Genomic DNA, 12,199 nt, shown 5'->3' on the forward strand with positions numbered 1-12,199 from the left:
CGATCGTTCCGGCGCGCTCGCATCCCCTGTCGGCCCTGCTCAGGAGCCTCGTAGGGGTGCCGCTGGCCCCGGCCCGGCGGGGCATGGCAGGGTGGTCCGGTGACCGACTCCGTACCCGCCGACCGGGCCGTGCCCGGCCCCGAATCCGCCGGCCCCGCCGATGCCGCCGACTGGCTGACCCTGCCGGACGTGGCCGAGCGCCTCGACGTGTCGATCAGCAAGGTCCACCAGATGATCCGGGACCGGGAGCTGATCGCGGTACGCCGCGACGGCGTCCGCCGGATGCCGGCCGACCTGGTGGCCAACAAGACGGTGCTCAAGCACCTGCCCGGCGTGCTCAACCTGCTGGCCGACGCGGGCTACGACGACGAGGCCGCACTGCGCTGGCTCTACGAGCCGGACGACACCCTGCCCGGCGCCACCCCCGCGAAGGCGCTCGCCGGCGACCAGGCCCGCGAGGTCAAGCGCCGGGCCCAGGCCCTGGGCTTCTGACCCACCCCCACCCGCCACCCGCCATCCCGCCCCCGCCATCCCCCCAGCCCGCCCGTCCCCGCGATCTTGCACTTAGTGCCCCGACATCTAGGTCATTTAGGACAAACTGTGGGCTAAAAGTGCAAGATCGCGGGGACGGGGCCGGGGCCGGGGCTGACTCGGGCGTCGGGCCCGGGATCGGGCGTCGGGCGGGACCGAGGGCCGGGACCGGGAGGCGGGGCGGCGGTAGGTAGGTGCGGGGTGGGTGAGGTGGTCAGTCGGCGCGGCGGGTGGCGGCGATGGCCAGGTCGACCAGGGCCTGTCGGGCCTCGGTGTCCAGGTCCACGGCGGCCAGCGCGGCCAGCGCGGTGTCGGTCAGCACGCCGATCCGCTGTTCCGTACGCGCCAGCGCCCCACTGCCGTCGATCAGCTCGCGCAGCCGGATGACCCCGGCCTCGTCCAGTCCTGGGTCGCCGAGCCCGCCGAGCAGCAGTTCCCGGCCTGCTGCGTCGGTCGTCTCCAGGGCAGCCGCCACCAGGTAGGTCCGCTTGCCCTCGCGCAGGTCGTCACCGGCCGGCTTGCCGGTCTGCGCGGGATCGCCGAAGACCCCCAGCACGTCGTCACGGAGCTGGAACGCCTCACCCAACGGCAGCCCGTACGCGGAGTACGCCGTCCGGACATCTGCCGGCGCGTCGGCCAGCGCGGCGCCGAGCAGCAGCGGCCGTTCGACCGTGTACTTCGCCGACTTGTAGCGGGCGACCTTGCTGGCCCGCTCCACCGAGGTGTCCCCGGTGACCTGGGTCAGCACGTCGAGGTACTGACCGACGGTGACCTCGGTGCGCATGGCGTCGAAGACCGGCCGGGCGCGGGCCACCGTGTGCGGGTCCAGCCCGGCGGAGTGCAGCAGCTCGTCCGACCAGACCAGGGACAGGTCGCCCAGCAGGATCGCCGCGGCGTCGCCGAAGCCGTCCGCGTCGCCGCCCCAGCCGGCAGCCCGGTGCCGGGCCGCGAACCTCCGGTGCACCGCCGGCTCGCCGCGCCGGGTGTCGGACCGGTCCATCAGGTCGTCGTGGATCAGCGCACTGGCCTGTACGAACTCCAACGCGGCGAGGGCGGTGACCACCTGGTCGGTGTCCACCCCGCCGGCTCCCCGGAACCCCCAGTAGGCGAACGCCGGCCGCAGTCGCTTGCCGCCGCCGAGGACGAACGCCTCGATCGCCTCGGCGAGTGGAGCCAGGGCGTCGTCGACCCCGGCCATCCAGGCGCGCTGGCTGGCCAGGAACTCGGTCAGTGCCTTGTCGATCCGTTGGCGCAGCCCGGCGCGGTCGACGGGGGAAACAGGAGCAGCGTGGGTCACGCCACGACGCTAGCCGGTCGGCTTGGGCCCCGTCGCGCCACCGGGGGGCTGACGTGCCGTACGTCCCGTCGGAGTCCGCCGGCCGGTCGGCCCAGGTGGTGGCCAGGAACGGGGCAGGTACGGCGTGGCCGCCGCGGCGAGCGCCCGGTACCGCCGGACGGCCGGCACGTCGTCGTGCCCGGCCAACCGTCGGCGTACCTCGGTCAGTTGGCCCATCGCGCGGGGCGACCCGGCGCGGACCGCGTCGAGCAGCGCCTCGCCGGCCACCGCGCAGGCGTGCTCCACCTCGCCGAGTTGCAGATAGCCCCGGGCCAGCCAGCCGCCGTAGATCGCGGAGGTGCGGGGACTCCGCCGCCGGACGGCGTGCAGCGGCGCCTCGGCCGGGAGCGGCCGGCCCAGCGCGACCAGCGTGCGCCCGGTCATCGCGGCCAACTCCGGCCCGTCGAGCCAGTAGAGCCACGGCGGCTCCCGGCCCGGCTCCGGTGCGACGGTCACCCGGCAGGCCGCGTCGAGTACCTGCCGGGCTGCCCTGGCCCGTCCGCCCAGCGCCGCGGCCAGGGCCACCCGGTGCAGCAGCAGGGTGCGCAGGCCGGGGCTGGCCGACCGCCGTGCCCCGGCGTACGCGGTGCGGGCCAGCACCAGCGCGCCCTCCGGGTCGCCGACGCCGGTGAGCAGGTGGCTGGCTGAGCCGAGCACGTGTCCGGCGAGCGCCGGGTCGCCGGCCGTCGCGGCGGCGCGTAGCGCCAGCCGGTAGGCGTTCAGCGCGCCGGCGGCGTCTCCGGCGTCCGCGGTGAGCCAGCCGGCGAGCTGGGCGGACTCGGCCAGCTCGGGCAGCAGCCGGCGGCGCGCGGAGGGGCCGCACCCGGACAGCGCCCGCACCGCCCGCCCCAGCCGGTACGCCCCGAGCCCGGCCAGGTCGGCCCCGCCGGCGAGGTCGTCGAGCCGGCGCAGTTCCGCCAGCCGTACCGGCCTGTCCCGCCCGCCGGTGGCCTCCTGCGGCCAGGCCGGCGCCGGCCCGGCGGGCCGTACGGCAGGGGCGTCGTGGCCGGCCGTCGGCGTGGCAGCCGGCCGGTCGCAGGGTGGAGGCGGCCCACCGTCGGGCGGTGTGGGTGTGCCGGGCAGCAGCACGGCGTGTGGGTCGGCCAGCCAGCGCTGGGCCAGGGCGAGCAGCGCGGCCCGGGGCCGGGACCCGCCGAAGGCGGGCGGTGGGCCGAGGCCGCGGGTGCGAGCCGCCGCGGTGGCCAGCAGGTCGACCGGCACCGCGAGGACGACGGCGAGCCAGCCGAGCCAGAAGTCGCCGGGGACGCGCAACTGCCGCTCCCACCGGGAGACCTCGTGCCGGCTGAGGGTCGGCACGCCGGACGCGGCGCAGAGCTCGGTGGCGACCCGTAGCTGGCTCCAGCCGCGGGCCAGCCGGAGCTGGACGAGCAGCGGCCCGAGCAGTTGCGGGCGGGGCAGTTGCGGGCCGGGCAGCGGGGGCGGCGTCATCGGTCCTCCGGGCAGGTGTCGGCGCGGCAGCGGCGCTGGCCCCGGACTGGGACCGGTGCGCCACCGGTGGATGCTGACCCCCGCGCGTGCCCCGGCGGGCCGGCCTCAGGCCGGACCACCCCGCGCAACCCCATGACTACTCCGGGGGTACGACGCTTTCGGCCCCACCGCCCTGCCGCCCTCCCGCCGCTGCGCCGTCACCCGCCGCGCTGCGTCCGGTCGACCGGCCGGCCGGCGGCAGGTCCGGGCGGTCCGGTGTCCACCAGTGTGGGAAGGTCTCGGTACTGGGGGACCGGCCGGCTAGAGTCGTGGCGTGGCGCTCGGTCTTCCATCGGTCCTCCCCAATCAGCAGCCGGCGATCGGGGAGCTGATCCGTGACCGCCAGCCGACCTTCTCCTTCGAGTTCTTCCCGCCGAAGACCGAGCAGGGCGAGCGGCTGCTGTGGCAGGCGATCCGCGAGCTTGAGTCGCTGCGCCCGTCGTTCGTCTCGATCACCTACGGCGCGGGCGGGTCGACCCGCGACACCACCGTCGCGGTCACCGAGCGGATCGCCACCGAGACGACCCTGCTGCCGATGGCCCACCTGACCGCGGTCAACCACTCCGTGGCCGAGTTGCGCCACGTCATCGGCCGGCTCGCCGGGGTCGGGGTGCGCAACGTGCTCGCCGTGCGGGGCGACCCGCCGGGCGACCCGGGCGGCGACTGGGTGCGCCACCCCGAGGGCGTGCTGTACGCCGAGGACCTGGTCCGCCTGGTGCGCGACGCCGGTGACTTCAGCGTCGGGGTGGCGGCGTTCCCCTACAAGCACCCGCGCTCGTCCGACGTGGCCAGCGACACGGAGCACTTCGTCCGCAAGTGTCGGGCCGGCGCCGATTTCGCGATCACCCAGATGTTCTTCGACGCCGACGACTACCTGCGGCTGCGTGACCGGGTCGCCGCCGCCGGCTGCGACACCCCGATCCTGGCCGGCGTGATGCCGGTGACCCAGATCGGCACCATCGAGCGTTCGGTGCAGCTCTCGGGGGCGCCCTTCCCGCCGGCCCTGGCCGAGCGGTTCGCGAAGGTCGCCGACGACGCGGAGGCGGTGCGCCGGCTCGGCGTCGAGCAGGCCAGCGAGATGTGCCGGCGGCTGCTCGACGAGGGCGTGCCGGGGATCCACTTCATCACCCTCAACCGCTCCACCGCCACCCGCGAGGTCTGGCAGAACCTCCAGGCCGGCGCGCGAGTGTGACCCCGATGCCGCGACACCTGAGCGGCGGTGCGACGGTTGTTCCGTGGTGGGCACACAGCTGAACTGGGACGAGTACGCCACGGCCTGGGCACGGCTGCACGGGGGCTTCGACCCTCGGGCGGCGGCCCCGGTCGTCCGCGCCTGGCTGCGGTTCTCGTACCACGTCGGGTTCGTGCTGGGGCGGCTGCGGGTCGGCCCGACCCCGGTCACCGTGTTCGGCGTGCTGCTCTGCGCCTGCGTGCCGCTGTTCGCCGTACGGGCGCAGAACGGCCCCTTCCTCGCGGCGCTGTTCGTGCTGCTCGCCGCGGTGGCGGACAGTGTCGACGGCGCGGTGGCGGTGGCCACGAACCGGACCACCCGGCTCGGCTACGTCTACGACTCCCTGGCCGACCGCCTCGGCGAGGTCGCCTGGCTGGCCGCGTTCTGGCTGGTCGGCGCGCCGGGGGCGCTCGTCGTGACCGCCGGTGCGCTCTCCTGGCTGCACGAGTACGTCCGCGCCCGGGCGGTCTCCGCCGGGATGCGGGAGCTCGGCGCGGTGACCGTGGGGGAGCGCCCCACCCGGGTCTCGGTGGCCCTGGTCGGGCTGCTGCTGGCCGGGCTGACCGGCCTGATCGAGCCGGACCTGGCCGCCGGCACGATCACCATGGCGACCGCCGTCTGGGTGCTGCTGGCCGGGTTCGGCCTCGGGCAACTCCTCTCCGCCGTCCGCCGCGCCCTGATCGACGCCGGCTGACCGCGCCCGGCCCGTCCGGAGGGGCTGGGCTGGCCGCCAAAGCGTCAGGAAGGGCCCCTTCCTCTACCTCAGGCGTCAACAAGGTGCCCTTCCTGACACAGCGGGCGGCCCTACCAGGCGGGGCCGATCTCGTCGGCGACGATCTGGGCGGAGAGGGTCACCATCGGCAGGCCGCCGCCCGGGTGGCTGGAGCCGCCGACCAGCCACAGCCCGGCGGCCGGGCCCCGGTTGGCCGGGCGCAGCAGGCTGCCGGCGGTGCCGTAGATCGACCCGCCGGGTGCGCCGGTCGCGGCGGCCAGGTCGGCCGGGGTGCGGACCTCCCGGAACACCACCCGCTCCCGTACGTCGACGCCGCGTTCGGCCAGCACGTCGAGGACCCGGTCGGCGTACGCCTCGGCGAGCCCGGGCCGCCGCCAGTCCACGGCGCCGGTGGCGGTGCCGTGCCGGGGCGCGTTGACCAGCACGAACCACGCCTCGTGGCCGGCCGGCCGGACCATCGGGTCGTCGGCCACGGTGACGAAGACGGTGGGGTCGGCCGCCGGCCGGGCCCGTACGCCCCGCCCCGGCCGGCCGAAGACCGCGTCGAACTCGGCGTCGTGGTCGCGGGGGAAGAACACGTTGTGGTGGGCCAGCCCCGAGTTCCCGGCGACGCCGAGCAGCACCACGAAACCGGCCAGGCTGCGGTCGGTCAGCCCGGCCAGCCGGCGCGGGCTGGGCAGCAGATCCCGGTAGAGGGTGAGCGCGTCGACGTTGGCCACCACCACGTCGGCGGGGACCGGCGTGGTGACGCCGCGCAGGCGTACGCCGTGCACCCGGCCGCCCGCGGCGTCGATCCGGGTGACCGTGGCGCCGGTCTGCACGACCACGCCGAGGTCCAGGCAGCGGGTCAGCAGCGCGTCGGCGAGCGTGCCCAGCCCGCCGCGCAGGTACCAGCCGCCGAAGGCCAGCTCGGCGTAGGGCACGGCGACCAGCGCGGCCGGAGCCCGGCGCGGGTCGGCGCCGGTGTACGTGGCGTACCGGTCCAGCAGCATCCGCAGCCGGGGGTCGGACAGGTGCCGCCGGCCCAGCCCGCGCAGCGTCCGGCCCGGGCCGATGGCGGCCAGGTCACCCAGCCGCCAGGCCAACGCGGCCAGGTCCAGCGGGGAGTCGATCGGGCGGCGCAGGATGTCCCTGTCCGACGCCTGCCACACCCGTGCGGCCCGCCGCCACAGCCGCTGCCAGTCCGCGGCGGCCCGGTCGCCGAAGGCCGCGCCGATGCGGGCGGCGAACTCGGCCGGGTCGGCGCACGAGTCGAGGGCCGGGCCGCCGCCCGGGAAGACGTGGCGCACGATCGGGTCCACCGGCGTCAGGTCCAGGTACTCGTCGAGCTTCGCGCCGGTAGCCTCGAACAGGTCGTGGAAGACGTCGGGCAGGGTGAGCAGGCTCGGCCCGGTGTCGAAGTGGAACGGGCCGGCCGGGGTGTCATGGACGTACCGGCCGAGCTTGCCGCCGACGGTGCCCGCCCGTTCGAGCACGGTGACCTCGTGCCCGGTGGCGGCCAGCCGGGCGGCGGTGGCCAGGCCTCCCACCCCGGCGCCGACGACCACGATCCGCGCCATGCCGCGCCTCCTAGGTGACGGGGCGGCCGCGCCAGGACAGGCGACGCCGCTTCCGCAGATGGTACGACCGTAGGGTCAGCCAACCGAGGACCACGACCGACACGGGGTGTGCCAGCGCGTCGGGCCACCATCGGCCGCCGGTCGCCCGGGCGCTGACCGCCCGCCCGGCCACCCCGAGCAGGTAGGCGGCGAGGGCCGCGGCGGCCACCGCCGGCGCGCCGACGGCCAGGGCAGCCACCGCCAGTAGCGGGGGAGCGGTGTAGAGCAGGAGCAGCAGGGTCACCACCGCCGCCGCGGCTCCCGGGTGGCCGAAGGTCGCCCAGAGCGACTTCGAGTAGCCGTCGCGCAGCTGCGGCCAGTCCTCGTACATCCGGCAGGCGGCCAGCCGCGAGCCGTCGGCGAGGGCGATCCGGCCGCCGGCCCGCTTGACCGCGCGGGCCAGTTCGACGTCCTCCAGGATCTTCCCGGCGACCACGGCGTGTCCGCCGGCGGCCTCGTAGCCGGCCCGGTCCACGACCAGGAACTGCCCGCCGGCGGCGGCCAGCGACGGCCGCCGCGAGCGCTCCATCGCCCGCAGCGGCAGGAACGTCAGCCACAGCCACTGCAACAGCGGCTGGACCAGCCGGTCGGCCGCCGTCGCCACCAGGATCCGGGGGTACGGCGACAGCAGCGTCACCCGCGCGGCGCGCAGCTCGGTGACGGCCGCCGCGACCGCGTCCGGGGCGAGCACCACGTCGGCGTCGACGAAGACCAGCGTGGTCGCCGCGGGGTCGGCCCGGGTGGCCAGCTGCCAGCAGGCGTGCGGCTTGCCCAGCCAGCCCGGCGGCGGGGCGACCCCGTCGAGCAGGGTGACCCGGGGGTCGTCGCCGGCCACCGCGCGGACCACGTCCGCCGTGCCGTCGGTCGACCCGTCGTCGAGCACCACCACGCGTAGCCCCGGCACGCCCCGCTGACCGAGCAGCGCGCGCAGGCACGGGGCGACCCGTCCGGCCTCGTCGCGCAGCGGCAGCAGCACCGCCACCGGCTCGGTGACCGGAGCCGGCCGGTCGGCCGGTCGGCGCAGCCAGCGGCCGGCGTTGACCAGGGTGTGCGCGGTCAACGCGGCGACGCCGAGCAGCAGCGCGAGTACGCCGGTCATGCCGTCGCGTCGACGCCGGGGCGCTGCGGCTGACGGGGCTGACGGGGCTGGGGCCGGTCGTCGCGGCGGGAGCGGACCAGCGTGACCGCCAGCGGCACGGCGGCCACCGACATGCCGGCCGCGCCCCACAGCGCCGAGGCGGGCAGGTCGAGGAAGACCGCGTGGGCCAGCACGCTGGAGAAGTACGTCCACAGCCAGAGCGCGAACATCGGGTTGTCCCGCCCGTCGGTGGTGGACACGGCGGGCCCGGCCAGCGGGCGCAGCGCGCTCATCATCAGCACGGCGAAGAGCAGCCAGCCCAGGTAGTTGCTGACCGGGATGCCGGGCAGGCCGGGCAGGGCGGGGGTGGCGTCGCGCCAGACCCAGTAACCCTCGGCCACCATCTGCGGGTCGAGGAAGAGGTCCCAGGCGGCCAGCCCGACGACGGCCAGCGCGATCCGCCGGACGGGGAACCGGCCGCCCCGGCGCCCCGGCCGCCCTCCGGCGTCGTCCCGCCCCGGCAAGCCTCCGGTGTCGCCGCCGGTCAGCCGGGTGGCGGCCAGCCAGACCGGCCAGGCCATCCAGGTCCAGGCCAGCGGGATGATCAGCGGCACCCCGGCCAGCTTCGGCCCCAGCTCGCCCGAGTAGTCGTAGCTGCCGAACGGGAAACCGGTGGCCACGCCGAGCGCCTCGATGGCGAACCCGCCGACCGTGGCCACCGCGACCAGCGCCGCCGCCGTACGGGGGCCCCGGCTGAGCAGCGCGTGGCTGACCGAGAGCAGGTAGCCGAGCAGGACGGTGGCGACGGTCAGCCGGGCCCGGGTCTCCCCGCTGGTCAGCGGGTAGCAGATCTGCGCCAGCACCAGCGCGGCCAGCAGCGTCCAGGAGAGCCGCCGGGTCATGGCACGGCTCGGCCGGGCGGGGTGGGTGTCGGGGGCTCCAGCGGCAGGTCCCGGCCGAGCACGCCGAACGGGCGCTCGTCGCCGGGGAAGTGGAAGTCGCGTAGGACGTCGACGAAGCCGAACCGGCGGTACAGCCGCCAGGCCCGGGACCGCTGCTCGTCGGCCTCCGGGGTGGAGAGCAGCGTGGTCGTGCCCTCCGCCAGGCTGAGCAGGGCCCGCAGCTGCCCCGCGCCCAGGCCGTGCCCCTGCGCGGGTGGCCGGACGTGCAGCTCGACCACCTCGAAGCAGTGGGTCAGCCAGCGCTGCCGGGCCGGGCCGTCCAGGGCCCGCCAGACCTGGTCGTGCCACCACTGCCCGGAGCCACCCAGGTAGCCGTAGCCGAAGCCGGCCAGGTGGCCCTCGCTGGTCAGGCTGGCGACGGCGCGGAAACCGGGTCGGCGTACGTGGGTGGCGATGTAGCCACGCCGGGCCTCCAGCAGCTCCGGGCGGTATCCCATCGCCTCGCCGTAGACGGCCACCACGTCGTCCAGCCGTCGGACGAGATCGTCCGGCGTCCACCGCACCAACCTCATGCCCGTGCACCCTCCGCCGCTCCCGGATCGCCGTCCGCGACCCACCCCAGCACCGCCCGGTCACCCACCACGTCGCGCACCTCGAACCGCGCGAAGAGCTCCTCCGCGTACCACCCTGCGGTGGGGGTCCGCATGATCGCCGTCCGGTGCTCCGGGTGACGGTACGCGAACGCCACGAGGTCCGTCGGGTCACGCCACACGCTCACCGTGCCCTGCCAGCCCAGCGGGGCCTCGCCGACGCCGAAGCGGGCCAGCAGGCCGGGGGCGGCGTGCAGTGCGGCGGCCACCGGGGGGATCGCCCGCCAGAAGGTGGCCGCCCGCCGTGGCCGCAGCCGGGCCCGGGTCAGCGCCAGCACCGGGCCGGTGACCCGGCCGCCGGGCGGTTCCCCGAACGGCCGGCGGCCCGACCACTCTCCCCGACTGCTCAGCGGGCGCAGGTCGACCCGGGCGGACGCGCGGGCGATCCGCGCCCAGGCGCGCCCCACCGGCGAGCCGTCGAAGCCGGCAGCGGCGGCGGGGGAGTCCCACACGGTCAGCGCCGCCCACCGGGTCAGGTCGGCGTCGCCCGGCCCGAAGCCGGTGCCGGTCCCGGTGCCGAGCAGCTTGCCGAACCGTACGCCGGGCAGCGCGCGCAGCCGGCGGGGGTCGACCGCCATCCGGGTCAGCGCCCGGGGCAGCGCGGCGCGGGAGGTACGCCACACGTGCAGCGTGACCAGCTCCGGGACGCCGGTCACGCCGTCGGTCCCGCCCCGCGCCGCTCGACGGCGGCGCGAGGCGTCACGCTGCTGGGCTTCATGGTCCGCTCGCTCACGCCACCTCGGCCGGGGCGCCGCCGGTGACCCGCAGCAGCTCCGGGTACGTGGTGGGGAAGACCGCCTGCGGCACGCCGCCGGCCGCCCAGATCTCGTCGTACGACTCCAGGGCGGTGTCGACCAGGGTGCGCAGCGGCCGGGGGTGGCCGACCGGGGCGACCCCGCCGATCACCTGCCCGGTGTGCGTGCGGACGAACTCCGGGGTGGCCCGGCGCAGCCGGGTGACCCCGAGGGACGCGGCCAGGCCGGCGGTGTCCACCCGGTGCGCGCCGGAGGTGAGCACCAGCAGCGGCACGCCGTCCGCCTCGAAGACGAGCGAGTTGGCGATCTGGCCGACCCCGACGCCGAGCGACTCGGCGGCGGCCGCGGCGGTGTGGACCGCGTCGGGCAGCAGGCGGACGGTGCTCGGCGTGCCGGACCCGTCCCGGGCGGCTGCGGCATCGAGCACGTCCTGCACCGCCCGTACGTTCGGGTGTGACTGCATGGCGGCCATTCTTCCCGGTACGCCGCCCGGCGGCTCATCCGGCCGTGCCGCGCGTCGGTTCCGGGCGTGCGGCGGAGTTTCCGGCCGGCTCAGCGCGGGACGGTGACGGTGTCCGGCGCGGGCGGCGCGGTGGCCTGGGTCGGGGCGGTGGGCCGTCTCGGGGCGACCCGGGCCGTCTCGGCCAGCGCGACGCCGACCAGCACCAGGAGCCCGCCGGCGAGCTGGGCGGTGTTGAGCGCCTCGCCGGCACCGATGACGACCCAGGCGACCGCCGAGGCGAGCACCGGCTCGGCCATGCCGAGGATCCCGACGCTGGTCGCGGGAAGGTGCCGCATCGCCCCGGCCACCAGCAGGTACGGCGCGATCGAGCCGAGCACCACCATGTACCCGCAGAGCAGCGCCACGGGAACGCCCCCGTCGGTGTCGGCGGTCAGCGGCTCCCAGCCCCCGGTGCCCACGGTGACCGCGCGGGTGAGCAGGCCTGCCACGGCGGAGGCGCCGAACGCCCAGGTGCACAGCGACAGCGTGTCCCGGCGCGCCGTGCCGTGGGCGCCCAGCACGTAGTAGACGGCGAGGAAGACCGCAGCGCCGAGGCCGGCGAGCACGCCGAGGCCGTCCAGCTTCAGTTCGCCCCACGCCTCGGCCACGCAGGCGAGGCCGACCAGGCTCAACGCCAGGCCGGCCCAGAGCTGCGGGCGTACCCGGTGGCGCTGGCCGAACCGGGCCCAGAGGGCGACCAGCAGCGGGGCGGTGTACTCGAACAGCAGCCCGATCCCGACCGGCAGCCGGGAGATGGCGACGAAGTAGAGCATCGGCACGGCGAAGAACCCGGTCAGCCCGTACCCGACCAGCAGCGGAAGCTGGCCGGGGGTGACCCGGAGCCGGCGGGCCCCCGGGCGCAGCACCAGGCTCAGGAGCAGCAGCCCGATGACGGCGCCGACGGCGCGCAGCAGGGTGAGCTGCGGGGCGTCCAGGCCGGCGCGGAGCACCAGCTTGGAGACCGTGCCGTTGACGGCGAAGAGCACGGCCGAGCCGAGCACCATGGCGACACCGAGTACGGGGCGGGGGGTTGTCACGAGCGGAGGCTACCGCCGCCCAGGTCAGGGCCGAATGGCACACCAGTCGTTACGCGCCGCGACGTCGGCCGACGTCCGCGCGCCACACGTTGCGTTTTCGTCGGAGGGAGGGTGTACTGTCAGCAGCAGTTAGAACGAGTGTTCGATTGCCTCGAACGCCCGTTCCAACAGCCCGGGCGGTGTTTCGCGGCACCGGCTCCGGGCGGTGCGGCTCCGCGGGCCGCACCTGGGTCCCGGGCAGTCGCGAGTCCGGGCCCGTCAGGCAGGAGCGTCGCCCGCCGCCCACGACCCCCGGGCGGGGGGGGGGGAAACCGCCGGGAAGACCCGCCGGGGGTGGTGGGGGGGAGCGGGCACACCC

At 76.4% G+C, this 12,199-nt stretch carries 12 protein-coding genes; 3 read left to right on the forward strand and 9 right to left on the reverse strand.

Annotation, left to right across the window (positions count from 1 at the left end):
* Positions 1–129 precede the first annotated feature (129 nt).
* Positions 130–492 carry an Rv2175c family DNA-binding protein gene (locus tag AB0D32_RS31890; RefSeq protein WP_357098399.1) on the forward strand — a complete coding sequence of 121 codons (363 nt, stop codon included), beginning with the start codon at positions 130–132 and terminating at the stop codon, positions 490–492.
* A 253-nt stretch (positions 493–745) separates the two neighbouring features.
* Here the strand turns inward: AB0D32_RS31890 and AB0D32_RS31895 are convergent, their stop codons facing one another.
* Positions 746–1,828, reverse strand: coding sequence for a polyprenyl synthetase family protein (locus tag AB0D32_RS31895; RefSeq protein WP_357098362.1), 1,083 nt, complete (start codon positions 1,826–1,828; stop codon positions 746–748).
* A 9-nt stretch (positions 1,829–1,837) separates the two neighbouring features.
* On the reverse strand, positions 1,838–3,316 hold the full coding sequence (locus AB0D32_RS31900) for a transcriptional regulator (protein ID WP_357098365.1): 1,479 nt from the start codon (positions 3,314–3,316) through the stop codon (positions 1,838–1,840).
* 313 nt (positions 3,317–3,629) lie between these two features.
* Between AB0D32_RS31900 and metF the strand changes: the two genes are divergently transcribed.
* Positions 3,630–4,547 carry a methylenetetrahydrofolate reductase [NAD(P)H] gene (metF, locus tag AB0D32_RS31905; RefSeq protein ID WP_357098368.1) on the forward strand — a complete coding sequence of 306 codons (918 nt, stop codon included), beginning with the start codon at positions 3,630–3,632 and terminating at the stop codon, positions 4,545–4,547.
* A gap of 43 nt (positions 4,548–4,590) precedes the next feature.
* Positions 4,591–5,280, forward strand: a complete 690-nt coding sequence (locus tag AB0D32_RS31910) for a CDP-alcohol phosphatidyltransferase family protein (protein WP_357098371.1) — start codon at positions 4,591–4,593, stop codon at positions 5,278–5,280.
* Between the two features lie 110 nt (positions 5,281–5,390).
* On the opposite strand, the gene crtI is transcribed toward AB0D32_RS31910, so the two are convergent.
* From crtI to AB0D32_RS31945, 7 genes are all read right to left on the reverse strand, one after another.
* Positions 5,391–6,878, reverse strand: a complete 1,488-nt coding sequence (gene crtI, locus AB0D32_RS31915) for a phytoene desaturase family protein (RefSeq protein WP_357098374.1) — start codon at positions 6,876–6,878, stop codon at positions 5,391–5,393.
* Positions 6,879–6,888: 10 nt separating this feature from the next.
* A complete protein-coding gene (locus tag AB0D32_RS31920) occupies positions 6,889–8,016 on the reverse strand; it encodes a glycosyltransferase (RefSeq protein ID WP_357098377.1) in 1,128 nt (375 codons plus the stop codon).
* Positions 8,013–8,897, reverse strand: a complete 885-nt coding sequence (locus AB0D32_RS31925; RefSeq protein ID WP_357098380.1) for a carotenoid biosynthesis protein — start codon at positions 8,895–8,897, stop codon at positions 8,013–8,015. Before AB0D32_RS31925 ends, AB0D32_RS31920 begins: the two co-directional genes overlap by 4 nt.
* Positions 8,894–9,469, reverse strand: coding sequence for a GNAT family N-acetyltransferase (locus tag AB0D32_RS31930; RefSeq protein WP_357098383.1), 576 nt, complete (start codon positions 9,467–9,469; stop codon positions 8,894–8,896). The genes AB0D32_RS31925 and AB0D32_RS31930 overlap by 4 nt, the downstream gene beginning before the upstream one ends.
* Positions 9,466–10,203: a monooxygenase gene (locus tag AB0D32_RS31935; protein WP_357098386.1), complete on the reverse strand. Its 738-nt coding sequence runs from the start codon at positions 10,201–10,203 to the stop codon at positions 9,466–9,468. The genes AB0D32_RS31930 and AB0D32_RS31935 overlap by 4 nt, the downstream gene beginning before the upstream one ends.
* A gap of 73 nt (positions 10,204–10,276) precedes the next feature.
* Positions 10,277–10,765 (reverse strand): YbaK/EbsC family protein, encoded by a 489-nt coding sequence (locus tag AB0D32_RS31940; RefSeq protein WP_357098389.1) that lies wholly within the window; start codon positions 10,763–10,765, stop codon positions 10,277–10,279.
* A gap of 89 nt (positions 10,766–10,854) precedes the next feature.
* Entirely contained in the window at positions 10,855–11,841 is a 987-nt protein-coding gene (locus tag AB0D32_RS31945) for an EamA family transporter (RefSeq protein ID WP_357098392.1), read from the reverse strand.
* Positions 11,842–12,199: the final 358 nt, after the last annotated feature.

It is taken from the genome of Micromonospora sp. NPDC048170, from assembly GCF_040652795.1.
Lineage (GTDB): Bacteria > Actinomycetota > Actinomycetes > Mycobacteriales > Micromonosporaceae > Micromonospora.

Excerpts from the sequence above, each read along its gene's own strand:
- AB0D32_RS31900 (WP_357098365.1), bottom strand. The coding sequence starts at position 3,316 with ATGACGCCGCCCCCGCTGCCCGGCCCGCAACTGCCCCGCCCGCAACTG.
- crtI (WP_357098374.1), bottom strand. The coding sequence starts at position 6,878 with ATGGCGCGGATCGTGGTCGTCGGCGCCGGGGTGGGAGGCCTGGCCACC.
- AB0D32_RS31920 (WP_357098377.1), bottom strand. The coding sequence starts at position 8,016 with ATGACCGGCGTACTCGCGCTGCTGCTCGGCGTCGCCGCGTTGACCGCG.
- AB0D32_RS31925 (WP_357098380.1), bottom strand. The coding sequence starts at position 8,897 with ATGACCCGGCGGCTCTCCTGGACGCTGCTGGCCGCGCTGGTGCTGGCG.
- AB0D32_RS31930 (WP_357098383.1), bottom strand. The coding sequence starts at position 9,469 with ATGAGGTTGGTGCGGTGGACGCCGGACGATCTCGTCCGACGGCTGGAC.
- AB0D32_RS31940 (WP_357098389.1), bottom strand. The coding sequence starts at position 10,765 with ATGCAGTCACACCCGAACGTACGGGCGGTGCAGGACGTGCTCGATGCC.